The organism is Devosia crocina (assembly GCF_900116545.1).
GTDB lineage: Bacteria > Pseudomonadota > Alphaproteobacteria > Rhizobiales > Devosiaceae > Devosia > Devosia crocina.
This window is the reverse complement of record NZ_FPCK01000004.1, coordinates 24,706-47,880: the sequence shown is the minus strand read 5'-3', so window position 1 is coordinate 47,880 and position 23,175 is coordinate 24,706. Positions and strand designations below refer to the sequence as shown.

The following is a 23,175-nucleotide window of genomic DNA, read 5'->3' as shown; positions in this document are numbered from 1 at the left end:
GTCGCCTCGCTGGGGAGCGAGCGGACGGGGCTGGATTTAGCTTTGCTTGAGTATCCGGCGGATCGGCGGCCGGAAGAGCCACCCGGAATTGCACCGGGTCCAGGATGAATGGAGGGGTTCTGGCAGATCGATGGCAGGGTGGCAAGAGCTGTGTGGGCGCACGGTTACCCGCCTGAGCTTTGCTGATAGAGGGTTGGTCTGGGACAGGCTGGCGAAAATGAAAAGGGCGCCCGTGGCGCCCTTGGAAACTGCAATAGCGAAAAATACTCAGCGCTTCTTCTTGTCGAGCTGGTGATAGGCCCGGCGGGAGTGGAAGTCGCAATAGGGGCCGGTTTCGAGGCTATGCTGGCCGCAGAAATAAAAATCCTTGGTCAGCGGATCGCCAATCGGCCACTTGCAGGTGTGTTCGTTGAGCTGGAGCAGCGAGAGGCGCTTGTCTTCCGGGATAAAGAGCTCGTTGGTTGCTGGAGCGACATAGAACTCGGTTTCAAGATCGGGTGTCATGGCAAGGGCCGTGGCGCCCATCACCTGCGGGCGGGGCATGGCGGGACGGGGCTTGGCGGCAGAAGCCATAGGACTCACCGCTGCCGGTGCAGCGCTGGGTCCAGCCGGGCGGCGGGGTGCCTGGCGCGGTGCGGGCCGGGCGCGGGGCGTGGTATTGGTGGGTTTGGCGCGGGCAGAAAGCTTGAGGCGGTGCACCTTGCCGATCACGGCATTGCGGGTCACTCCTTCGCCCAGTTCGGCGGCAATCTGGCTGGCACTCAGCCCTTCCATCCAGAGTTTTTTCAAGAGTTCGACGCGCTCGTCGGTCCAGCCCATCGATTGCGCTCCAGTAACTGTCGTCAACCTAGAATCCTCTCTCACGCCGCCAAAGTGGCCTGGCAGCCTTTCGACTCTACAGCTCGTATGCTGAGTGGGTCCGCCACACGAGATATCGTGTTCCCAACGAGCGCTAGACTACGACAGGCGTGGAATCGGGATCAAGAGTCGGGCCCGTTTTTCCCCCCGAAATCAGTGGTTAATTTTCCACTAACAATCATTGAGTCAAATCAGGCACTTGGTAGCGACAGCGTTGACTTGCCGCGTGAAATCGCCGTATTTCTTCACACCAAACGCGCTGTCAGAGGGGCGCGTTTTTGGTTTGTGTGGCAGCTTTGCCACGGTCCTTCGTCCCATCTCCCAATGCTTGAAAGGGGAGCCTCCATGTCTGCGCTCTATGGCACCTACGCCCGTTCCGAACTCGCTTTCGAACGAGGCGAAGGCATGCGCCTGTTCGACCAGCATGGGCGGGAATATCTCGATTTCCACTCCGGGGTTGCCGTCAATGCGCTCGGCCACGGCGATGCGCATCTGGTGAGCGCGCTCAAGGCGGCGGCGGACAAGGTCTGGCACACGGCCAATACGTTCACCATTCCCGAGCAGGAGCGGCTGGGCCAGCGGCTCGTCGACGCAACGTTCGCCGATGCGGTCTTCTTCACCAATTCTGGCGCCGAGGCGCTCGAATGCGCCATCAAGACGGCGCGGCACTATTTCTGGGCCAAGGGAGAGCAAGAGCGCTATGAGGTGATCGCCTTTACCGGCTCCTTCCACGGCCGCACGCTCGGTACCATCGCGGCAGGCGGCAATCCCGATTACCTGCAAGGCTTCGGTCCCGCAGCTCCTGGCTTCAAGCATGCGAATCCAGGCGATCTCGACAGCGTCAAGGCGCTGGTCGGACCGCACACCTGCGCCATCCTGATCGAGCCCGTTCAGGGCGAGGGCGGGGTCACGGCCATGACGAGCGAATTCATGCAGGGGCTGCGCCAGCTCTGCGACGAGAACGGCCTGCTGCTCATTCTTGATGAGGTGCAGTGCGGCTTTGCCCGGACCGGCCGCTTCTTCGCCTTCGAGTGGAGCGGCATCACGCCCGATATCGTTGCTGTGGCCAAGGCAATCGGCGGCGGCTTCCCCCTCGGCGCCTGCCTTGCCAAGGGCGATGTTGCCGCTTCCATGGTGCCGGGCACGCATGGCTCGACCTATGGCGGGAATCCGCTAGCGACAGCCGTCGGCAATGCGGTGCTCGACCGGATCCTGGCCCCCGGCTTCATCAACCGGGTCAACGAGATGGGGCAGCGCCTCTCTTGGCACCTCCAGCAATTGGCGCAGAAATATCCCGATCACGTGCTCGAAATTCGCGGCAAGGGCCTGCTGGCCGGCATCAAGATCGCCACGCCGGTGCGCGACATGGTTTCGCGCCTGCGCGACGACCATCAGCTGCTCGCCATGAGCGCGGGCGACAATGTGCTGCGCTTCCTGCCGCCGCTGATCGTTTCCGAAGCCGATATCGAGGAGGCCCTGGGCAAGGTTGCCGCCGCGTTCGATGCCATCGATGCGGAAGCGGCTACTCCTCCGGCAGCGAGCTGACCGTCATGTTGACGTTTTATCACTTTGGGCGTCGGCGACGCGGCCTGTTTCCTCCGCCCCTCTAGGGTGGAACGGACCAGACGCGGCTTCGGCCACCCAATTCATATACGTCAAAAGGAGCCCGGCCCATGACGACCGGCACCCCCAATCATTTCCTGTCGATCGACGATTTTTCCTATGGCGAACTGCGCGCCATGCTGGATCAGGCCCTGGCGCTCAAGACGCGCCTCAAGGACGGCGATCGGCCACAGCTGCTCAAGGACAAGGTCCTGGCGATGATCTTCGAGCGCCAGTCGACCCGCACCCGCGTTTCCTTCGATGTCGGCATGCGCCAGCTGGGCGGGGAAACGCTTATGCTCTCCGGCCAGGAGATGCAGTTGTCGCGCGAGGAAACCCTGGCGGACACCGCCCAGGTGATGAGCCGCTATGTGGATGCCATCATGATCCGCATCCTTTCCCACGCCGATCTGCTCGAACTGGCAGAAGCCGCCACCGTGCCGGTGATCAACGGCCTGACGCGGCGCGCCCATCCGTGTCAGATCATGGCGGATCTGCTGACCTTCGAGGAGCATCGCGGCGATGTTCGCGGCGCCAAGATCGCCTGGGTCGGCGACAGCAATAATGTGCTTCATTCCTGGGTCAACGCGGCCGAGCTTTTCGAGTGCGAACTGACCATCGCCGTGCCAGACGAATATAGCCCCGAGAAAGACCTCATGCAGGACATTCAGCGCGCCGGCAAATTTGCGAGGCTGATCGAAGATCCGCGTGAAGCTGTCGAAGGCGCCGATCTCGTTATCACCGATACCTGGGTGTCGATGGGTGACGTCGACGCTGCCGAGCGCCGCCGGGTCTTGAAACCCTATCAGGTCAACACCAATCTAATGGCTCTGGCTGATAAGGACGCCCTGTTTATGCACTGCCTGCCCGCCCATCGCGGCGACGAGGTGACCGACGAGGTGATCGATGGTCCCCAGTCGGTGGTGTTCGACGAGGCCGAAAATCGCCTCCACGCTCAAAAAGCTGTTTTGTGCTGGGCCTTCGGGGTCGCGACCAACTAGACGCGCCACGCGCGCTGCATTTCGGGCAAACCACTTCTGTCACCCCCGCGAAAGCGGGAGACTCCGTTTCCGCTTGTGGAACAGAGGCTTCTCGCTCCTGCGGGCGCGACAGGGTGGTTTCGTGAAATGAGCAGGTTGTGTCGGCCCCGGCCCTGCGCCACGATGAAAGAAACCGAATGACCACGGACCCGACGACCATGACCGAAAGCTTTCTCTCCGCCATGGGCCTTGATCGCCCCGAGACTGGCGACGATGCCGTGGTGCCCTTTACGCTCGAAAAGCTCGATACGCGGGGGCGCATCGTGCATCTTGGCCCCGCGCTTGATGCGATCCTGAGCCGGCACAACTATCCAGCCCCGGTGGCGCGGCTGCTGGGGGAGGCGGTGGTGTTGACCTCGCTGATCGGCTCCTCGCTCAAGTTCGAGGGGCGGTTCATCATGCAGACCCAGACCGATGGGCCGGTGAACCTGATCGTGGTCGATTTCGACGCGCCGGACGGCATTCGCGGCTATGCGCGCTTTGACCATGACATGGTGGTCAAGTGGGCCGAAGAGGGCAAGACCCGCCCGGCCGAGATGCTGGGCAAGGGGCACCTTGCCATGACCATCGACCAGGGGCCCCATACCGAGCGGTATCAGGGCATCGTAGCGCTGGATGGCAATGGGCTCGAGGATGTGGCGCATAACTACTTTCTCCAGTCCGAGCAGATCCCAACCCAGGTGCGCCTGGCCGTTGCGCAGATGACGACGCGCGGCGATCACCGTCCGCGCTGGCGCGCCGGCGGCATGCTGATTCAGCATCTGCCGCCAAGCGGGATCGCGCGCATGCCGGACCTGCCGGGCGATGGCGACTTTTCCAATCCGGAAACGGCTGATCCTGATTTCGTCGAGGCCGATGGCTGGACCGAGGCCCGGTCCATGCTCAACACGGTGGAAGATATCGAGCTCGCCGATCCCGAGGTGTCGCCCGAGCGGCTCCTGTTCCGGCTGTACCACGAGACGGGCGTGCGCGTGTTTCCGGCTCTGGCGCTGGAGGAACGGTGCACCTGCTCGGCCGATCGCATCGAGGAAATGCTGGCCAACAGCTTTACCGATGAAGAACGCGGCGACATGGCGGTGGATGGAGAGATCGAGGTAGTGTGTGAGTTCTGTTCGACCGCATACCGGTTCAACCCGCATCAGTTCCACGCCAAGCACTAGTGGCTGGTCGACGAGATCAAGAACTGGTTGATGATTTCGGCGCCTGAGGGCGCCGAAACTGCTTTGGGGTACAAGCATTGGGGAGAGCGGGTGTTCTCCTTGCGCCAAAAACACCGTCTTGTATTTTTTTCAAGTATTGGCAGAATTAGCGTCAATCAGCCAATGGGGTATTGGCCACGTGAACGCCGACTTGATGTCGACCATCGAAACTCTGCAGCGCCAGGAAAGTGGGCAGGGTGTGCATGCCGTGATGCTTGAGGCCATTGGTGATTACGGCTTCAGCAAATTCATTATTTCAGGACTACCTGATCGAGGCCTTGATGTGCGGCCCTTCGTCTTGCTTTCGGGCTGGGACAGTGAGTGGTATGCCCGCTATACTTCGCTGGGCTATGTGCATCTCGATCCAGTGGCGCGTCATTGCTTTGCAACCACCCTGCCATTCGACTGGTCGGCGGCTCCCTATGACCGGGAGCGCGATCGTGGTGCCCGGCAGGTGATGGAAGAAGCCCGCGATTTCGACATGCATCAGGGGCTCTGCGTGCCAGTGCATCTCGAGGGCGGCATGCAGGGCGTGGTTTCCCTGGTCGGCAAGACCGCCGCTCTCGATGACAAGAACAGGCTCGAGCTGCATATGCTGGCGCTTTACGCCCATGGCCGCATGCGCTTTCTGCATACACTCGGTCAAGATGGCGTGCGGCGGGCCATTACACCCCGCGAAGCAGAAGTGCTTAAGTGGGTTGCCGCAGGTAAAACCGCTTCAGACATCGCAGGGATCACCGGCCTCAGCGTCCGCACGGTCAATCAGCATTGCGAAAACGCGCAAAGGCGCCTCGGCACCAGTAACCGGCTACACACTGTGGTCGAGGCGATCCGGCACAAGCTCATCACGCTCTAGCCTCGCCCGAGACAGCTATCCCCCTCGATCTAGGGTGATGCTGACGTCAAATGGCTGTCGGAAAACTATTTTCCTTTGTTAAAATTTTGGCTATTGGGATTTTTGACGATTTTGCGGCACCACGCGCCGTGCCACCTTTCTGCGTCGATTGCAGGCCGCTTCGGAGGCAGGGTGATGCAGGTTCATGTCGTGCGTGGCAGAAACAGTGATCACCCGCTGATGGAGGCGAACTACCGCCTGCGTCACAGGATATTTGTAGATTTGCAGGGATGGGAGGCCCTGCGCCGGGAGGACCAGCGCGATATCGACCGGTTCGACAATGAAGATGCGACCCATCTTCTGCTCACCGACCGCGGTGAGCTTGTCGGCGGATCGCGCATCACGCCTCTCGATAGACCGAACTTGCTGCAGACAGTCTTTCACGGGCTAGTGCACGGAGATTTCCCCACTGACCTCTCGCTTGGGGCCGATTGGACACGGTTTTACGTTCGTCCTGATCGACGCGAGGGCCGGCGGCGCGCACCCGAGTCTGCAGCCCTTTTCTGCGCGATGATGGAATATGCCCTGTCCGAGGGCTATTCCTTCATCACCTTCGTCTCCTCCCTCGCCATGCTCGAGCACGGCACGAGCGTGGGCTGGACCATAACACCGCTCGGACCACCTGCCCTGGTGGATGGCAAGGCCACTGTCGCCGCCTGGATCGCGGTTTCCGAGCAGGCCCTCTACACAGTGCGGCGGGCCACCGGGATGAGCCAGGTGCTCATCCCGGCTTCTTCCTTCGTCTTCACGCCTCCATCCGCCCCCCTCGGCATGTAGGAGGTCCGGATGCACCGCGCCTTGCCTCTCATGCGTGCGATCATGGAAGAGGCGGGGTGCGATGGTGGCGCCGAGCAATTGCTTGAAGAGGCGCTGCTCGGCGAAATCGACCCCCTGGTGCATGCGGCCAATCGGCTTGGCGTAGGCATGGATACGGTGCTGGCACGCGCGGCGGCTCACCTCGACCTTGTGTTTTTCGAATCCATTCCGCCCAGCAACGACCTCGAAGTGCCACGTAGGCTCGAACATCTTGGAACCATCCAGATGCTGCGGGTCCGGACCATCGACCGGGATGTCGCCTATATGGCTCCCGATTTTTTTGGGCTGTTGCGGCTGGGGGCAATGCGGGGGCATGACAGCGACATCAGGCGACGGATCTGCATCGTTTCCATGGCGACCATGCGGGCCCATCTTGCGCAAGTGGCCAGCCCCGCCTTGATCGAGGGGGCGCGCCACGCGATCTCCCGCAACTGGGCCTTCGCGGCTGCCCACCTCGACCTGACACTGCTCGTGCGCATCGGCTTCATCGTCGGTTTGGCCATGGCTGTCGCCCTGCTGCTTGTCATGCCCTATGTGGCGCCCGTCTGGCTCGTTCCGATCTGGGCCGGGCTCATGCTCCTGCCGACCGGCCTGCGGCTTGCTTCGGTGCTGTCTCCACCGCCCAGACCTTGCCGTGCGGTCGCGCGGGACGATGAGACAGGCTTGCCGCTTTATTCCATCCTTGTGCCGCTGCGCGATGAAGCGGGCATGGTCGACCAGCTCTGCTACGGCCTGCGGCGGCTCGACTATCCTTGGCACAGGCTCGAGATCATCTTCGTGGTGGAACAGCGATCCGCCGAAACGGTCGCGGCGCTGCGGCGTCACCGGGAGTTCCCTGCCTTTTCGGTGATCGAAGTGCCCCATGCCATGCCGCTGACCAAGCCCAAGGCGCTCGACTTCGCGCTGCCATTCTGCCGGGGCGAGTTCGTGGTGGTCTACGACGCCGAGGACCGGCCCGAGCCCGATCAGCTGCGACGGGTGCTCGGCCAGTTCCGGCGGGCGCCGCACCTGCATTGCATCCAGTCGCGCCTCGTAATCTCCAATGGCGACCGCGGCGTCTTCCCCTCTCTGTTCGCCGGCGAATATGCCGGCCTCTTCAGCGTCTTCCTGCCCGCCCTGGCGCGCTGGGGCGTGGTTATGCCGCTTGGGGGGACATCGAACCATTTCCGTCTCGCCAGCCTGCGCACCATCGGGGGTTGGGACGCCTATAATGTCACCGAAGACGCAGATCTCGGTGTGCGGCTGGCGCGGCGCGGCATTGCCTGCGGCACGAGCAGCACCGTGACTTACGAAGACGCACCGGAGCTTTTCAGGGTGTGGCTGGGCCAGCGCCGCCGCTGGATGAAGGGCTGGATGCAGACCTTTCTGGTGCACAACCGCCATCCCGGGACGCTGCTGCGCGACCTCGGTTGGTGGCGGTTCGCGGCCTTTCAGGTCATCGTTTTGAGCATGGTACTTTCTCCGCTCCTTCACACCTGCTTTCTCTTGGCAGCGCTTGTTTTTCTGGCGATGGGCGGCGTCCCGTTGCCCGTTTTAGATCTCTGGTCGGCCACCTGCGTGTTCGTGCTTCTGGCGGGGCACGGCGTGGCAATCCTCTCCAACACGGTGGGGCTGATGCGCAGCGGGCAGGCCGGATTGGCGCTCTGGCAGGTGCTGCTGCCTTTTTACTGGCTCGCCATTGCTTGGGCGACGCTGCTGGCGCTCTACGATCTCGCGACCCGGCCGCATCACTGGATCAAAACCAGCCACGTTCCGTCCTTCAAAAAAACAAAAGCCTATCCCATCGTCCGCCGGCTGTTGCCCCGCTGGCGGCAGTCGTGACAGGTTTGCCCAGGCGGCGGGACAAGGAGTGGCTCCATGCGGCGCATTTTGGCCAGTGTGGGTGGGGTGGGAATGGCGCTGATCCTGAGCCAGTTTCCCGAATATGCCCAGCAATATACCCAGCGGCTGGGCGGGGCCGTGGACGAGTTGCGGATCGCGACCGAAGAGTTCGACCGGGCGGCGGCCGAAGGTGGCCTGTCGCGTCAGGAAGCGCTCGACCGCTTCAATGCGTCCAACGACGACTTCCTCGCCGGACGCGGCACCTCGATGACCGCCACCTTTCAGCGCTATGACCGGCTGAGCCAGACCCTGGCACGCATCAGGGGCGCGGGGCCGGTGGAGCGCCTCCAGTCTCTGCCCGCCTATCTCGACAGCGATATCGGCCAGCGCACGCTCGAAAACTACCAGCCGGCCGTGCCGTTCACGCTTGAGGGCATTCTTTATGCCGCTGCCGGGTTCCTCGTCGGCTTCGCCATCCTGTCTGCGCTGGTCAAGGTCTGCGCCATGCCGTTTCGGCGCCGCCGGCCGGTTTACCGACGTTCATAGGATATAAACATTTCTTTATATGTGCGGTTGAAGGCGTGGCCCAGCTAGCGTATGGGAGGGCAACACTTCCCTTCCGGAGACCGAGCATGACTCGCCAGACCACCGATTACGCGGTCAAGGACATCGCATTGGCCGATTTCGGCCGCAAGGAAATAGAAATCGCCGAGATCGAAATGCCGGGCCTGATGGCGATCCGCGAGGAATATGCCGCCGCTCAGCCGCTCAAGGGCGCGCGTATTGCTGGTTCGCTGCACATGACTGTGCAGACCGCCGTGCTGATCGAAACGCTGGTGGCGCTCGGCGCCGAGGTGCGCTGGGTTTCGTGCAACATCTTCTCGACCCAGGATCATGCAGCCGCCGCGATCGCGGCCGCCGGAATTCCAGTTTTTGCCCACAAGGGCGAAACGCTGGAAGAATACTGGGCCTTCACCGACCGCATGATGGATTGGGGCAATGGCGAGACACCCAACATGATCCTCGACGATGGCGGCGATGCGACCATGTATGTGCTGATAGGCGCCAAGGCCGAAAAGGACATCTCGGTGCTGGCCAAGCCCGGCAACGAGGAAGAGGAAATCTTCTTTGCCACCATCAAGCGGCGGCTTGAAAAGACCCCCGGCTTCTTCACCGCAATCAAGGATGCCATCCGCGGCGTTTCCGAGGAAACGACCACGGGCGTGATGCGCCTTTATCAGCTGCAAGCCAAGGGCGAACTGCCGTTCCCGGCCATCAACGTCAATGACTCGGTCACCAAGTCCAAGTTCGACAACAAATATGGCACGCGTGAATCGCTGGTCGATGCGATCCGTCGCGGCACTGACGTGATGCTGGCCGGCAAGGTTGCGATCGTGTGCGGCTATGGCGATGTGGGCAAGGGCTCGGCGGAATCGCTGCGCGGCGCCGGCGCTCGCGTGCTCGTGACCGAAGTCGACCCCATCTGCGCCCTGCAGGCAGCCATGGAAGGCTTCGAGGTCGTGACGCTCGAAGAGGCGGCCCACCGCGCCGATATCGTCGTGACCGCAACAGGCAATCGCGACGTCCTGATGGTCGACGACATGCGCAATCTCAAGGACATGGCCATCGTCTGCAATATCGGCCACTTCGACAACGAGATCGACGTGCAGGGCCTGCGCAACTTCAAGTGGACCAATGTCAAGCCGCAGGTCGATCTGATCGAGCAGCCCAATGGCAAGCGCCTGATCCTGCTTTCGGAAGGTCGTCTGGTGAACCTGGGCAATGCCACGGGACACCCGAGCTTTGTGATGTCGGCATCCTTTGCCAACCAGACCCTGGCCCAGATCGAACTCTGGACCAATGGCGAGAAGCTCGACAAGAGCGTGCACGTGCTGCCCAAGCATCTTGATGAAAAGGTCGCCGAACTGCACTTGGCCAAGCTCGGCGCCAAGCTGACCAAGCTCACCAAGACCCAGGCCGACTATATCGGGGTCAGCGAAAACGGACCTTTCAAGTCCAACGAATACCGCTACTGATCCTCAGAAGGATTATGAGAAGGGGCCGGAAACGGCCCCTTTTGTTCTAGGCGTGTGAGTGCTGAATTTCAGCCTATGATTTACGCACGCTTAACGACGTATGAGCGATTTAGTCACCAGAACACCAAAACTGCCGTCGCGTCACCGTCAGCTTGGGTGAATTTCCTGGGGTCTACAATGTTGAACTGGTTAACCGGTAGTTTGTCTCGCAGGCTGTACGGCCTGCTTTTTATTTTTGCGGTCGGGCTGATGAGCGTGGTGACCTACCAGCTCTACAATCAGCGGGTAAGCCTTGAGCAATTCAAGCGAACAGAGCTGCAAAGCGTGGTGCAAACCGCCGTCTCCTCCGTCCAGAGCTTTTATGATCGGGCGCAAAGCGGCGAGTTTACCGAAGACCAAGCAAAGGCATTGGCGCTCGAGACCTTGCGTGGCATGCGGTACCAGGGCGACGAATACTTCTTCGTCGACACCTATGATCTCACGCTCCTCATGCATCCCACCAAGCCTGAAAAGCAGGGATCGAACCGCGCCCTTGAGGAAGATGGTCGTGGCACCCTCTTTATCAAGGAATTGGTGGAGAAGGTGAAAGCAGATGGCTCCGGCTTCCAGACCTATCTTTTTCTAAAGCCTGAAGGTGGCCTTGCTGAAAAGGTCTCCTATGCACAAGGCTTTGCCCCCTGGGGGTGGAGCATAGCTTCGGGCATCATGTTCAATCAGGTCGATGCGATCTTTTGGCAGTCGGTTCTCGAAGGCGGGACAGCAACGTTGGCGATCGTCGTTGCGATCTTACTCGTAGGTATGGTGGTTGCCCGTTCGATTGCCCGGCCCATGGCAGCGCTCAACGGCGCCATGCTCAGGGTTGCCGATGGCGCTTACGAGACAGAGATCACGGGCACGGCACGCCGCGATGAAATCGGCGCCATGGCGCGGGCGGTCGAAGTCTTTCGCGAAAATGGCCTCAAAGTTGCGCAGATGACCGAGGCGGAAGCCGCCCGGATCATTCGCGACCAGGAAGAGCGCCAGAAGATGATGGTGGAATTGCAACGTGCTTTTGGCGATGTGGTCGACGCCGCTATCGAAGGCGATTTTACCCGCCGTGTGCCGGCGCAGTTCCCGGATGCCGAGCTCAATGCCCTTGCAAGCTCGGTCAATTCGTTGGTGGACAGCGTCGAGCAGGGGCTGGGGGAAACCGGCGCCGTTCTGAGTGCGCTCGCCAACACCGATCTGACCCAGCGCATGCGCGGCGAGCATCGTGGCGCCTTTGCCAAGCTCAAGTCCGACATCAACGAAGTCGCCGACAAGCTCACCGATATCGTGGGACAGTTGCGCGGCACGTCGGGGACGCTCAAATCGGCGACGAGCGAGATCCTGGCCGGCGCCAACGATCTCTCCGAGCGCACGACGCGACAGGCTGCAACGATCGAGGAAACGTCTGCCGCCATGGAGCAGCTGGCTCAGACCGTGGGCGAGAATGCCCGCAAGGCCGCCGATGCGAGCCAGAAGGCGGGCGCGGTTTCCGTGGCTGCCGAAGAGGGCGGTGCGGTGATGACCGAGGCCAACAGCGCCATGGAGCGGATTACCCAATCCTCGGCCAAGATCTCCAACATCATCGGCATGATCGACGATATTGCCTTCCAGACAAATCTTCTGGCCCTCAATGCCTCGGTGGAAGCGGCGCGGGCCGGGGAAGCGGGCAAGGGCTTTGCCGTGGTTGCGGTGGAAGTGCGGCGGCTTGCTCAGTCCGCCGCCCAGGCTTCGGCCGAGGTCAAGGTGCTGATCGAACAGAGCGCTCAGGAAGTCGGCACCGGCTCCAAGCTCGTTGCCACTGCCGCCGACAAGCTTGCCGCCATGCTCGAAGCGGTGCGGGCCAACAGCGCGCTTCTGGGGGACATTGCCCGGGCCAGCAACGAGCAGGCTTCATCAATCGACGAGGTCAATACCGCCGTGCGGCAGATGGACGAGATGACCCAGCACAATGCTGCGCTCGTCGAAGAGGTGAATGCCGCCATCGAACAGACCGAGGCGCAGGCAACTGAACTCGACCTGATCGTCGATGTGTTCACGACCGACGCGCAACCGACCCGCACCGCCGCACCGCGACAGGCGCAGCCCGCCGAGAGCGTACGCGCAGTCCAGGCAAAGACAAGAGCTGCCGCCTCTGCCTATCTCAGCCATGGCAATGCAGCGCTCAAGGACGACTGGTCCGAGTTCTGATCGAATCGGGCGGGGCGGCAAAGCCGCCCTGTCCAGCCAAACGCTGCGAAATGGTTACCAAATCGTTTCTAGTTCGTTCCCGGTCAAGCGCTTCCTTTGCGCTTTGCCCGCAAAGCACAGCCATAAGGACTCTTTTTCCCGATTCCACCCATGGGTATGTTGTGGTGATTCGAACGGCGCGGGGACACGCTGTTCGGTTCGGGGGCACCTTGGAATCCCTTTGGGGATAGCCGCGTTTAGGCGCCTGTTTGTGCACGCGTACCGGCCGAACGGCCGGACTTGCCAAGAAACAACAGTAGCGAGGGCTATCTATGGCGCCGGATCGGTTCCGGAAGCGTTGGGGATTCGCAGTGTTTGCGTCCGCCCCACTTACCCTGATAACGGCCGTCCCCGCCTTGGCCCAGGGTACCGCGACAGCACATATGGGTGGCATCGTGCCCATCGCGGTGACGGTAGGTGCAGGCGGCTTCGCGCTTGTGGCCGTAACCCTGCTGCGCCAGTTGCTGCGCGACGGCAAGCTCGCCCAGCGCAAGGCTCATGAACAGATTGCCGGCCTGCGGGCGCTGGTCGATGACTATGAAAATCTGATCGGCGGCAGCCGCGAACTGACCATTGTCTGGCCCGAATTGGCCGGCACGCCGCCGCGCCTCCTGGGGCAGGCCGCAGCCGTCCTGCCGCCCGGCCGCCAGCCGATGAGCGTTCTCAATTTCGATACCTGGCTCAGCGGCAGCGAAGCGGATCGGCTCGCTTCCCTCGTTGAGAAGCTGCGCGTCGAAGGCCGGGCGTTCAGCGCCAGCCTCGATGCGCTCGACGGACGACTGATCCGCGCGACCGGCTGGTTGGCCGGGGGTGGTGCAGCCGTGCGCCTGCGACCTGCCTTTTTCCAACCCGATGCCGCGTCGCGCGCCAATCTTGTGCCAGAGGGCGGCGACCATGCCAGCGTTACGGCTGTGCTGCGGCTTCTGAACAAGCCCGCCTTCTTGCGCGATGCCCAGGACCGGCTGATCTTTGTGAACGATAGCTATCTAGCCCTTTGTCGCCAATTGGGTAAATCCGACCGGACCGATGCCCCCGCCGAACTGCTCGATCCTGACCAGACCAAGGCGCATCTGGCGCAATGCCGCGCCCAATCCGAGCCGGTGCGCCGCCGCGTCAACCTGAGCCAAAGCGGGCTTTATGAGCTTGTGGAGGTGCCGGTGGCCGAAGGTCGGGCCGGCTACCTGACGCGACTTGCCGATGCCCAAACCACGGTGCCCGAGAGCGCTGCCCCGCCAGCGCTGGGCCATGTCGCAGGGATTATCGATGCGCTGGCGACCCCGATCGCCATCTTCAACGCGCGTCGCGAACTTGTGCAGTTCAATCAGGCCTATGCCAGCCTCTGGGGGCTCGAACGCCGCTTCCTCACCCCTGGGCTCGATGAGCGCGCCATTCTCGATAAGCTGCGAACCGAGGGCATGCTGCCCAATCAGGTGGATTATCACACCTGGCGGGCAAAGCACCTTGAGAGCTACACGCGCAAGGCGCCTTTCGAGGCCGATCCCTGGCATCTGCCCGATGGGCGGACTATCAAGGTAATCAGCGCACCGGCGGGTGCGCAGGGCGGCGTGATCTATGTTTTCGAGGATCTGACCGAGCGGCTTGAACTTGAATCGGCCAACAAGGCCATGAGCAATGTGCAGCGCGAAACCATCAACGCGTTGACCGAGGCGGTAGCGGTGTTCGGCACCAATGGGCGGCTGGCGCTGAGCAATCCCCGGCTGTCTTCGCTTTGGAAGCTGCCGATGAACACGCTGGGCGAGCATCCCCATATCGACCAGATTGCCGAGGCTTCGGGAGAAGCGGTCGACGGGGCTGCCAAGATATGGCGCGACCTCAAGCGCAATATCATCGATCTCAACCCCACCCGCACCGACAAGTCCGGGCGGATCGAGCGGGCGGATGGCCGGCTCATCGACTACGCCACGACGCGCCTGCCCGACGGGCAGACGATGATGACCTTTCTCGATGTGACCGAGAGCGCCAGCTATTCCAAGGTCCTCAAGGAGCGCAACGACGCGCTGGTAACGGCGGACCGGCTCAAGGACGCCTTTGTCGAGAACGTTTCCTACGAGCTGCGCAGCCCTCTGACCAATATTATCGGCTTTGCCGATCTTCTGGCCGGCACCGAAGGCGGCACGCTCAACGAGCGCCAGCGCGCCTATATCGAATATATCCGCGCCTCCTCGGTGACGCTGGGCGTGCTGATCGACAATATCCTCGATCTGGCTTCGGTCGACGCCGGTATTGCCGAGCTTAATCCCGAGCCGCTCAACATCCATCAACTGATCGACAAGGCCAAGGCGGGTCTCAGCGCATCTTTCCCAGAACTCTCCGGGGAAGCCTCGATCAACCTCACCGTGACGATCGATCCGGACCTGCCTCAGTTCATCGCCGATGGCACGCGCATGGTGCAGGTGCTCTACAACCTGCTTTCGAACGCTGCCCGTTTCTCTCCCCCCGGCGGGCAGATCGCCCTGACAGTGTCGCACCGGCTCGACCGCGTGCTCTTCGTAATCGAGGACGAGGGGCCGGGCCTGACCGATGAAATGCGCTCCGCCATCCTGACGCGGCTCGACGCCACCCATGCCGGCGGCCGCCAGCGCGGGGCGGGGCTCGGCCTTTCGATCGTGCGCACCTTCGTCAACCTTCACGGCGGCACGATCTCGGCCGAGCAACGCGAGCCGCGCGGCAGCCGCATCGTCGTCAATCTGCCGCGCGATTCAGCCCTTGCCGGTGTCGCCGAATAATGGAGCGCTTTCTCGCCGACGATGCGGCCACGATCGCCTTTGGCGCCGAATTGGCATCGACGCTGGTACCGGGCGATATCGTCAGCCTCGAAGGTGAGCTGGGTGCCGGCAAATCCGCTCTTGCGCGTGCCACCATCCGCTCCCTGGCAGAGGATCCGGATCTAGAAATTCCCTCGCCCACCTTCTCTCTGGTGCAGCCCTATGACACCGCGCGTGGCCCGGTTCTGCACGCCGATCTTTATCGGCTGGGCGATCCCAACGAAGCCGATGAACTCGGGCTTCTGGATACGCACGGCGCCATCGTCCTGGTGGAATGGGCCGATCGCGCCCCCTATGTCGCCGATGCTGCAACCATCGTGATCGCGCTCGCCATCCCGCCGGGCGGGAAAGGCAGGGTGATGCGGATGGAGCGGCGGTAGCCACTCATCCACATCCACTTCCCTCAATGCACAGCACGGCGCGACCAGTAGCTCCTCATCCTGAGGTGCGCAGCGGAGCGGAGCCTCGAAGGACGAGGGAAGTGCCCCGATGCTGCCGCACCACGCCCCCGTGGTTCGAGGCTGCGCTTTCGCTCCGCACCTCACCCTGAGGGCTGCTGCAACAGCCAATCCCCCATGGCCTCCCACCCTTATCCACTGTCACGGAACTGACAAGCAACTGTCACGCAGCCGTTAAACCGCGCCAATAAATCGTGCTGCGCATGACGCCATCCCGGTGCAAGGGAGCGCGTCTTGCGCGCCATGGCTTTCGGTTTTTATCGGGTTTGTTTCGGATCTGGTTTCGACTCGCCTCCGAATGCCCGGCGCTTCACATTGAGCTGGCAGGTGTTGGACGGCTTGCAGCCGATCCGGCCCGACGGGAGACAAGACATGAAGAACCTGAATGGCATTGCCGGGCTTGCCGCCCTTTCGCTGATGCTTTCGACCACGGTTGCCTTTGCGCAGACCGAAGTGACCTGGTGGCATGCCATGGGTGGCGAGCTGGGCGAAAAGCTCGAGGCGATCGCCAACGATTTCAATGCATCCCAGTCCGACTATGTCGTGACCCCGGTTTTCAAGGGCACCTATGCCGAAACGCTGACCGCTGCCATCGCGGCCTTCCGCGCCAACGAACAGCCCGCCATCGTGCAGGTCTTCGAAGTGGGTACCGGCACCATGATGGCCGCCAAAGGCGCTGTCTACCCAGTGTACCAGCTGATGGCCGACAACAACCAGCCGTGGGATCCCGCCGGCTTCCTCGCTCCGGTCACCGGCTACTATTCGGATGCGGAAGGCAATATCCTCTCGCTGCCGTTTAATTCCTCGACCCCGATCATGTACTACAACAAGAACGTGTTCGAAGCGGCCGGCCTTGACCCCGAAGTGGCTCCCCGTACCTGGGCCGAAGTGGAAGAGTTCTCCACCCAGATCCTTGAATCGGGCGCTGCCACCTGCGGCTTCACCACCGGCTGGGTGAGCTGGGTGCAGACCGAAAACCTGTCGGCAATTCACGACCTGCCCTATGGCACGCTGCAGAACGGTTTCGGCGGCCTCGGTACTGAATTTGAATTCAACGGCGAGCTGCAGGCCCGCCACTGGGATAACCTCAAGAAGTGGTCCGATGCCGGCGCCTTCAAGTATGGTGGCCCGGCCGGCGGCGTCGATGCGCCTCCGCTGTTCTATTCGGGCGAATGCGCCATCTACATGAACTCCTCGGCCTCGCGTGCCGGCGTTGTGGCCAATGCGACCGGCTTTGAGGTCGGTTTCGCACCGCTCCCCTATTATGACGACGCTATCGCCGAGCCGAAGAACTCGATCATCGGCGGCGCGACACTGTGGGTGCTCAACGGCAAGTCCGAAGCTGAATATGCCGGCGCCGCTGAATTCTTCACCTATCTCAGCCAGCCCGAAGTCCAGGCCTCCTGGCATCAGGACACCGGCTATCTGCCGATCACCAACGCCGCTTTCGAATTGGGCCAGGAGCAGGGCTATTATGCCGAGCATCCGGGTTCGGACGTTGCGATCGAGCAGATCACCCGTGGTACGCCTTCGGACAATTCCAAGGGCATCCGTTTCGGTAACCTGACCCAGGTGCGTGACGTGATCGACCAGGAATTCGAAGCTGTTCTCGGTGGACAGAAGACCGCCCAGGAAGCTCTCGACAGCGCTGTTGCCCGTGGCAACGAAATCCTGCGCGAATTCGAATCCGCCAACCAGTAAGTCCTGATCGGCGTCCCGGGCATTGGTCCGGGACGTTTTCCCGCTCTCGATGTCATCCCCGCAAAAGCGGGGACCTCCGTTTCCTGTCCGCAGCGATGCGGCATCGGCAGGCGCGCTGGAAGAAAAGAAGATGCAAACCAAACGCACGATTTTTCCCAACAAATGGCTGCCCTATGCGCTGCTCGCGCCGCAGCTGGCCATTACCCTGATCTTCTTTATCTGGCCCGCGCTTCAGGCCGCCAAATCATCGTTCGAGCGCGAGGATCCCTTCGGTTTTCGCACCACCTTCATCTGGTTCGACAACTACGCGCGTCTGTTCGCCGACCCCATGTATCTCAACTCGCTCTGGCGCACGCTGATCTTTGCGGTGCTGGTGACGGTGATCGCCATGGGCGTGTCGCTGGTCCTTGCCGTTGCGGTCAATCGGCTTTTACGCGCGAGCCGCATCTATACGACCCTGCTGGTCTGGCCCTATGCGGTGGCCCCGGTGGTCGCCGGTATTCTCTGGTGGTTCATGTTCAATCCCTCGATCGGCATTCTGAGCTATGTGCTCGGTCAGCTCGGGGTCAGCTGGAACCATCGCGTCAATGCCGATCAGGCCATGATCCTGATCGTGCTGGCGGCCAGCTGGAAGCAGATTTCCTACAATTTCCTGTTCTTTGTCGCAGGTCTGCAATCGGTGCCGGCCTCGCTTTCCGAGGCTGCGGCGATCGACGGGGCCGGGCCGCTCAAGCGCTTTTTCACCATCGTCTTTCCGCTGCTCTCGCCCACGACCTTCTTTCTTCTGATCGTCAACATCAACTACGCCATGTTCGACACCTTTGGCGTCATCGACGCGACAACCTCGGGTGGGCCAGCGCAGTCCACCAACATCCTGGTTTACAAGGTCTATGCCGACGGCTTCCTCGGCCTCAATATCGGTTCGTCCTCGGCTCAGTCGGTTCTGCTGATGCTCATCGTCATTGTCCTGACGGTGATCCAGTTCCGCTATGTCGAACGCCGCGTGCAGTACTAGGGAGCCGCAGTAATGGTCGAAAATCGTCCCTGGCTGAACATCCTCACCCATGCCGTCCTGACCCTGGGCGTCGCCATCATCGCCTTTCCCGTTTATCTCGCCATCATCGCCTCGACCCATGACGGCGGCGCTTTCCTGCGCGGCGTGGTGCCGCTCTTGCCGGGTCCGCATCTGCTCGACAATTACGGGCGCATGCTGGGGCAGGGCATGTCGACTTCGGGCGCTCCGCCGCTGACGCTGATGCTGGCCAATTCGCTGCTGATGGCGATCCTGATCGCGGTCGCCAAGATCGCCATTTCCATCACTTCGGCCTATGCCATCGTCTACTTCCGCTTTCCCTTCCGTATCCTTGCCTTCTGGATCATCTTCATTACCCTCATGCTGCCGGTCGAGGTCCGCATCATCCCTACCTTCAAGGTGGTCTCGGACCTTGGGCTGCTCAACTCCTATGCTGGCCTCACCATTCCGCTCATCGCCTCGGCCACCGCGACCTTCCTGTTCCGCCAGTTCTTTCTGACCGTGCCTGACGAGTTGATGGAGGCCGCCCGGGTCGATGGAGCCGGTCCCATGAAGTTCTTCCGCGATATCCTCTTGCCGCTTTCGCGCACCAATATCGCAGCGCTTTTCGTGATCCTCTTCATCTATGGCTGGATGCAATATCTCTGGCCCATGCTCGTCACCACGGACACCAAATTCTACACCATCGTCATGGGCATCAAGCGCATGGCCGCGGTGGCCGATGCCGATCCTCAGTGGAATCTGGTTATGGCCGCCGTCGTGCTCGCCATGCTGCCACCCGTCCTTGTCGTCATCTTCATGCAGCGCCTGTTCGTCAAAGGCCTCGTGGAAACGGAGAAATAAACCATGGCCCCCATTTCGCTTCAAGGCGTCAAGAAGATCTACCAGGGCAATGTCACGGCCATTCATGGGCTCGATCTGGAAATCGGGGACGGCGAACTCGTGGTTCTGGTCGGCCCCTCCGGCTGCGGCAAGTCCACCCTGTTGCGCATGATCGCCGGGCTCGAGACCATTTCGGATGGCACCATCTCGATCGGCGGTTCAGTGGTGAACCATAAAGAGCCTGCCGAGCGCGACATCGCCATGGTGTTCCAGAACTATGCGCTTTATCCGCATATGACGGTGCGCCAGAACCTCGAATATGGTCTCAAGAATCGCGGCACGCCGCGCGACGAGATCGATCGCCGGGTCAATGAAGCGGCCCGAATCCTCGAGATTTCTCCCTTTCTCGAGCGCAAGCCGCGCCAGCTTTCGGGCGGGCAGCGTCAGCGCGTCGCCATGGGCCGCGCTATCGTGCGCCAGCCCAAGGCCTTCCTTTTCGACGAGCCTTTGTCCAATCTTGACGCCAAGCTGCGTGGCCAGATGCGCATCGAGATCCGGCGCCTGCAGCGCTCGCTCAAGACGACGAGCGTCTATGTGACCCACGATCAGCTCGAAGCGATGACGCTCGCCGATCGTCTCGTGGTGATGAATGCGGGGCGCATCGAACAGGTGGGCAAGCCGATCGAACTTTACGATCGTCCCGCTTCGCTGTTCGTTGCAGGCTTCATCGGCTCCCCGCCGATGAATCTTTTTTCCCTCGAGGCTCTGGCCTCTGCCTCCGGGCACGATCTGGCCTCACTTCTTCCGGTGGGCACCGACATTGTCGGCATTCGTCCCGACAGCATTGCTGTCGATGGCGAAGGCATGACGCTTTCCGGCAAGGTGGAACTGATCGAGCCGGTCGGCGGAGAAAGCCATGTCTATGTGCGCCTTGAAGCCATGGAGCAGACCGTGACCATCGTGCTGCAGGGACGGCCAAACCTTGCCGAAGGCGACTGGCTCTCCTTCGTTCTGCCTGTTGGCGCACTCCATCCGTTCAACAAGGGAACGGGCCTCCGGACCGACTGAGCAGTCCGTTTCGGAACTGTTTACCACGCCTTGAAATCTCGCCTTCCGGTAAGGCTCTGATCAATTCCGGCTACCCTAGTATCTCCACCGATGGCCGCGTTTCGGCCTGCGGGTAGAGGCATGGTTCAGAACAAGGGCAGCAGAACCAGAGAGTGGCGGCGCGCGAGTTTCGTGCCCGCCTTGCTGGTAATGACGGTGGTGGCGATCGCCGGCTTCGTTCTTGACCGCCAGGCCGAGAGTCTAAGCGGGGAGCGGATGCGTGCCGCGGTGACGAGCCAGGTCTCGGTCATCCGCGCCCGGCTCGAAGGCAATGTGGCCAGCAATGTGCAATTGGTGCGTGGCCTCGTCTCGGTGCTCGCGACCGAACCGGACATGGATGTGGAGCGCTTCAATGCGCTCGCCTCCAACATTTTCAGAGAGCGCAGCCAGTTGCGCTCCGTGGCCGCGGCCCCCGACCTCGTCGTTTCCATGAGCTACCCGCTCCGCGGCAACGAGGCGGCGATCGGCCTTGATTATCGTGACTTCCCCAATCAGTGGAATGCGGTGCGCCGCGCCATGGAGACCGGACGCCTTGTGCTGGCCGGGCCTCTTGACCTGGTGCAGGGTGGCCAGGGGCTGATCGGCCGCTTTCCGGTTTACCTCAACGCGGAGACGGGAAGCGAGAGGCTATTCTGGGGCGTTGTTTCTGCGGTCATCGATGTCGATAAGCTTTATGCCGATAGCGGCATAACCCGCGCCGCTAGTCAGCTCGATCTTGCCATTATCGGGCATGATGGGAGGGGCAATGCGGGCCAGCGGTTTTTCGGCCCCGATCTTGTGGCGCGCAACCCGGTCTCGGCTTATGTCGCCCTGCCCAATGGCACATGGCAGATCATGGCTGCGCCCAAGGAGGGCTGGCACACCGCGCCGGTCGAGCTATGGCTGACGCGCGGCGCCATCATCTTTGGCGGCTCGCTGATCATTCTGCCGTTCTGGATCGGCGGTGGCATGTTCCGGCAGCGGTTCCACTATATCGAGCGCCTGCGCCAGCGCGAAGTGGAACTGATGCAGCAGACTCAGCGCCTCAATCTGGCGCTGGAAACTTCGAAAGTGGGGCTGTGGGAGCTGGATCTGGAAACCGGCGAGGAAACCTGGGACGCGCGCACCAACGAGATCTACGGCCTGCCGGCGGACGGCACGACGCGGACGCATGACCACTGGCAGAAGGTCGTGCATCCCGAAGACCAGGCGCGGGCGGACCGCGAATTCCGTGAGTCCATCATCAAGGGCCGCTACACCTCCGACTATCGCGTGCTCTTGGCTGACGGGACGGTGCGCCATATCCGCTCCATAGCCGTGCTGCAGGATCCAGATGGCGCAGCGCGCTCTGTCATGGGCGTCAACTGGGACGTGACCGCGGACGTGGCGCTGAACGATGACCTGCGGCGGGCCAAGGCGCTAACCGAAGCGCGCAATTCAGAGCTGGAAGCGGCCAAGGAGCGCATCGAGCACAATGCCCTCCATGATAGCCTGACGGGCCTGCCGAACCGGCGCTATCTCGACGAGGCGCTGCGTCAATGCGCCGAGAAGGGTTTCGCGGGCTTGGGAACGGTGGCGCTACTGCATATCGATCTCGACCGGTTCAAGCAGATCAACGACACGCTCGGCCATGCCGCTGGCGATGCCATGCTGATCCATGCCAGCAAGGTGCTGCGCTCCACGTGCCGGGACACCGATTTCGTCGCGCGGATCGGAGGCGATGAATTCGTTGTCCTCTCAAGCAACAGCTTTGGCGAAGAGGGGCTGGCGCGGCTGGCGAGCCGGCTCGTCGAGGCCATGCGCAAGCCTGTGATCCACGAAGGCCATGAATGCCGCTTCGGCATCAGCGTGGGTATCGCGACGGCGACAGTTCCCGAGATCGACGTCAAGCAATTGCTGATCAATGCCGATATCGCGCTCTATCGCGCCAAGGACCGCGGCCGGAACCGCTATGAGTTCTTCTCATCCGCGCTGCAGGCGGAAGTGGTGACCACCAAGCGGATCGCCGACGAAATCCTCGCCGGGCTCGAACTCAATGCCTTTGTGCCGTTTTATCAACCCCAGTTCTGCGCCAAGACCCATGAGGTGGTGGGGGTCGAGGCGCTGGCGCGCTGGAAACTTCCGTCTGGCATCATGCGTGGTCCCGACGCCTTCATGGCTGTTGCCGAAGAACTGAGCGTCGTTGCCGCGATCGACCGCATGATCCTTGAACAGGTGCTGGTCGACCTCGAATACTGGAAAGGGGCTGAGCTCGGCGTCCCGCGCGCCTCGGTCAACGTGTCCCAGCGCAGGCTGCACGACGAAGGCTTGGTAGAGAGCCTGCGCGAACTCGACATCGAACCGGGACGTATCGCCTTCGAACTGGTGGAGTCCATTTATCTCGATGAAAGCGACGGGATCGTGGGGTGGAATATCGACCAGATCAAGGAACTGGGCATCGACGTTGAGATCGATGATTTTGGCACCGGTTACGCTTCGATCGTGTCGCTGCAGAACCTGCGGCCCAAGCGGCTCAAGATAGACCGGCAACTGGTTGATCCGATCCTTCACGAACCAGGGCAGAGGCGGCTTGTCTCCTCCATCGTCGACATCGGCAAGGCTATGGACATCGAGATTATAGCCGAGGGCGTCGAGACCATGGAACACGCCGACATTCTGCGTGATCTCGGCTGCGATATTCTTCAGGGCTACGCCTTTGCCCGGCCCATGGCGCGCGAGGATCTGGGTGTCTTCATGCGCACACGCAATCTGCCCTGCGCATCCTGATCG

The 23,175-nt window shown here is 61.8% G+C and carries 17 protein-coding genes and 1 other annotated feature; of the genes, 16 read left to right on the top strand and 1 reads right to left on the bottom strand.

Annotation, left to right across the window (positions count from 1 at the left end; genetic code table 11):
* Positions 1–48: 48 nt before the first annotated feature.
* Positions 49–104, bottom strand: a sequence feature (sul1 is cis-regulatory element that is thought to sense ions involved in sulfur or methionine metabolism; They are found in Alphaproteobacteria).
* Between the two features lie 163 nt (positions 105–267).
* On the bottom strand, positions 268–819 hold the full coding sequence (locus BM364_RS16305) for a GcrA family cell cycle regulator (RefSeq protein WP_092426472.1): 552 nt from the start codon (positions 817–819) through the stop codon (positions 268–270).
* A gap of 384 nt (positions 820–1,203) precedes the next feature.
* On the opposite strand from BM364_RS16305, the gene BM364_RS16300 reads away from it, so the two are divergent.
* The 16 genes from BM364_RS16300 (at position 1,204) to BM364_RS16225 (ending at position 23,172) form a co-directional block, all read left to right on the top strand.
* The gene (locus tag BM364_RS16300) at positions 1,204–2,403 is read left to right on the top strand and encodes an aspartate aminotransferase family protein (protein WP_092427193.1); all 1,200 of its coding nucleotides are present in this window, start codon (positions 1,204–1,206) and stop codon (positions 2,401–2,403) included.
* A gap of 128 nt (positions 2,404–2,531) precedes the next feature.
* Complete coding sequence (gene argF, locus BM364_RS16295; RefSeq protein WP_092426470.1) at positions 2,532–3,461, top strand: ornithine carbamoyltransferase; 930 nt, start codon at positions 2,532–2,534, stop codon at positions 3,459–3,461.
* A 197-nt stretch (positions 3,462–3,658) separates the two neighbouring features.
* Positions 3,659–4,660, top strand: coding sequence for an Hsp33 family molecular chaperone (locus tag BM364_RS16290; protein WP_092427190.1), 1,002 nt, complete (start codon positions 3,659–3,661; stop codon positions 4,658–4,660).
* A gap of 178 nt (positions 4,661–4,838) precedes the next feature.
* On the top strand, positions 4,839–5,555 hold the full coding sequence (locus BM364_RS16285; protein WP_139232613.1) for a helix-turn-helix transcriptional regulator: 717 nt from the start codon (positions 4,839–4,841) through the stop codon (positions 5,553–5,555).
* 174 nt (positions 5,556–5,729) lie between these two features.
* A complete protein-coding gene (locus tag BM364_RS16280) occupies positions 5,730–6,371 on the top strand; it encodes an acyl-homoserine-lactone synthase (RefSeq protein WP_092426467.1) in 642 nt (213 codons plus the stop codon).
* Positions 6,372–6,380: 9 nt separating this feature from the next.
* On the top strand, positions 6,381–8,231 hold the full coding sequence (locus BM364_RS16275) for a glycosyltransferase family 2 protein (protein WP_092426465.1): 1,851 nt from the start codon (positions 6,381–6,383) through the stop codon (positions 8,229–8,231).
* 36 nt (positions 8,232–8,267) lie between these two features.
* Positions 8,268–8,777 carry a DUF2937 family protein gene (locus BM364_RS16270; RefSeq protein ID WP_092426463.1) on the top strand — a complete coding sequence of 170 codons (510 nt, stop codon included), beginning with the start codon at positions 8,268–8,270 and terminating at the stop codon, positions 8,775–8,777.
* Between the two features lie 86 nt (positions 8,778–8,863).
* Complete coding sequence (ahcY, locus tag BM364_RS16265) at positions 8,864–10,267, top strand: adenosylhomocysteinase (RefSeq protein ID WP_092426461.1); 1,404 nt, start codon at positions 8,864–8,866, stop codon at positions 10,265–10,267.
* A 249-nt stretch (positions 10,268–10,516) separates the two neighbouring features.
* Positions 10,517–12,481 (top strand): methyl-accepting chemotaxis protein, encoded by a 1,965-nt coding sequence (locus BM364_RS16260; RefSeq protein WP_244542918.1) that lies wholly within the window; start codon positions 10,517–10,519, stop codon positions 12,479–12,481.
* Between the two features lie 350 nt (positions 12,482–12,831).
* A complete protein-coding gene (locus BM364_RS16255) occupies positions 12,832–15,267 on the top strand; it encodes a sensor histidine kinase (protein WP_210186456.1) in 2,436 nt (811 codons plus the stop codon).
* A complete protein-coding gene (gene tsaE / locus BM364_RS16250; RefSeq protein WP_092426457.1) occupies positions 15,267–15,686 on the top strand; it encodes a tRNA (adenosine(37)-N6)-threonylcarbamoyltransferase complex ATPase subunit type 1 TsaE in 420 nt (139 codons plus the stop codon). The genes BM364_RS16255 and tsaE overlap by 1 nt, the downstream gene beginning before the upstream one ends.
* Positions 15,687–16,136: 450 nt before the next feature.
* A complete protein-coding gene (gene ugpB / locus BM364_RS16245; RefSeq protein WP_092426455.1) occupies positions 16,137–17,465 on the top strand; it encodes a sn-glycerol-3-phosphate ABC transporter substrate-binding protein UgpB in 1,329 nt (442 codons plus the stop codon).
* A 130-nt stretch (positions 17,466–17,595) separates the two neighbouring features.
* Positions 17,596–18,480 carry a sn-glycerol-3-phosphate ABC transporter permease UgpA gene (gene ugpA / locus BM364_RS16240; protein ID WP_092427184.1) on the top strand — a complete coding sequence of 295 codons (885 nt, stop codon included), beginning with the start codon at positions 17,596–17,598 and terminating at the stop codon, positions 18,478–18,480.
* A gap of 12 nt (positions 18,481–18,492) precedes the next feature.
* Positions 18,493–19,341 carry a sn-glycerol-3-phosphate ABC transporter permease UgpE gene (ugpE, locus tag BM364_RS16235; RefSeq protein ID WP_092426453.1) on the top strand — a complete coding sequence of 283 codons (849 nt, stop codon included), beginning with the start codon at positions 18,493–18,495 and terminating at the stop codon, positions 19,339–19,341.
* A gap of 3 nt (positions 19,342–19,344) precedes the next feature.
* Positions 19,345–20,388, top strand: coding sequence for a sn-glycerol-3-phosphate import ATP-binding protein UgpC (locus tag BM364_RS16230; RefSeq protein WP_092426451.1), 1,044 nt, complete (start codon positions 19,345–19,347; stop codon positions 20,386–20,388).
* Positions 20,389–20,508: 120 nt separating this feature from the next.
* Complete coding sequence (locus BM364_RS16225; protein ID WP_092426450.1) at positions 20,509–23,172, top strand: bifunctional diguanylate cyclase/phosphodiesterase; 2,664 nt, start codon at positions 20,509–20,511, stop codon at positions 23,170–23,172.
* Positions 23,173–23,175: the final 3 nt, after the last annotated feature.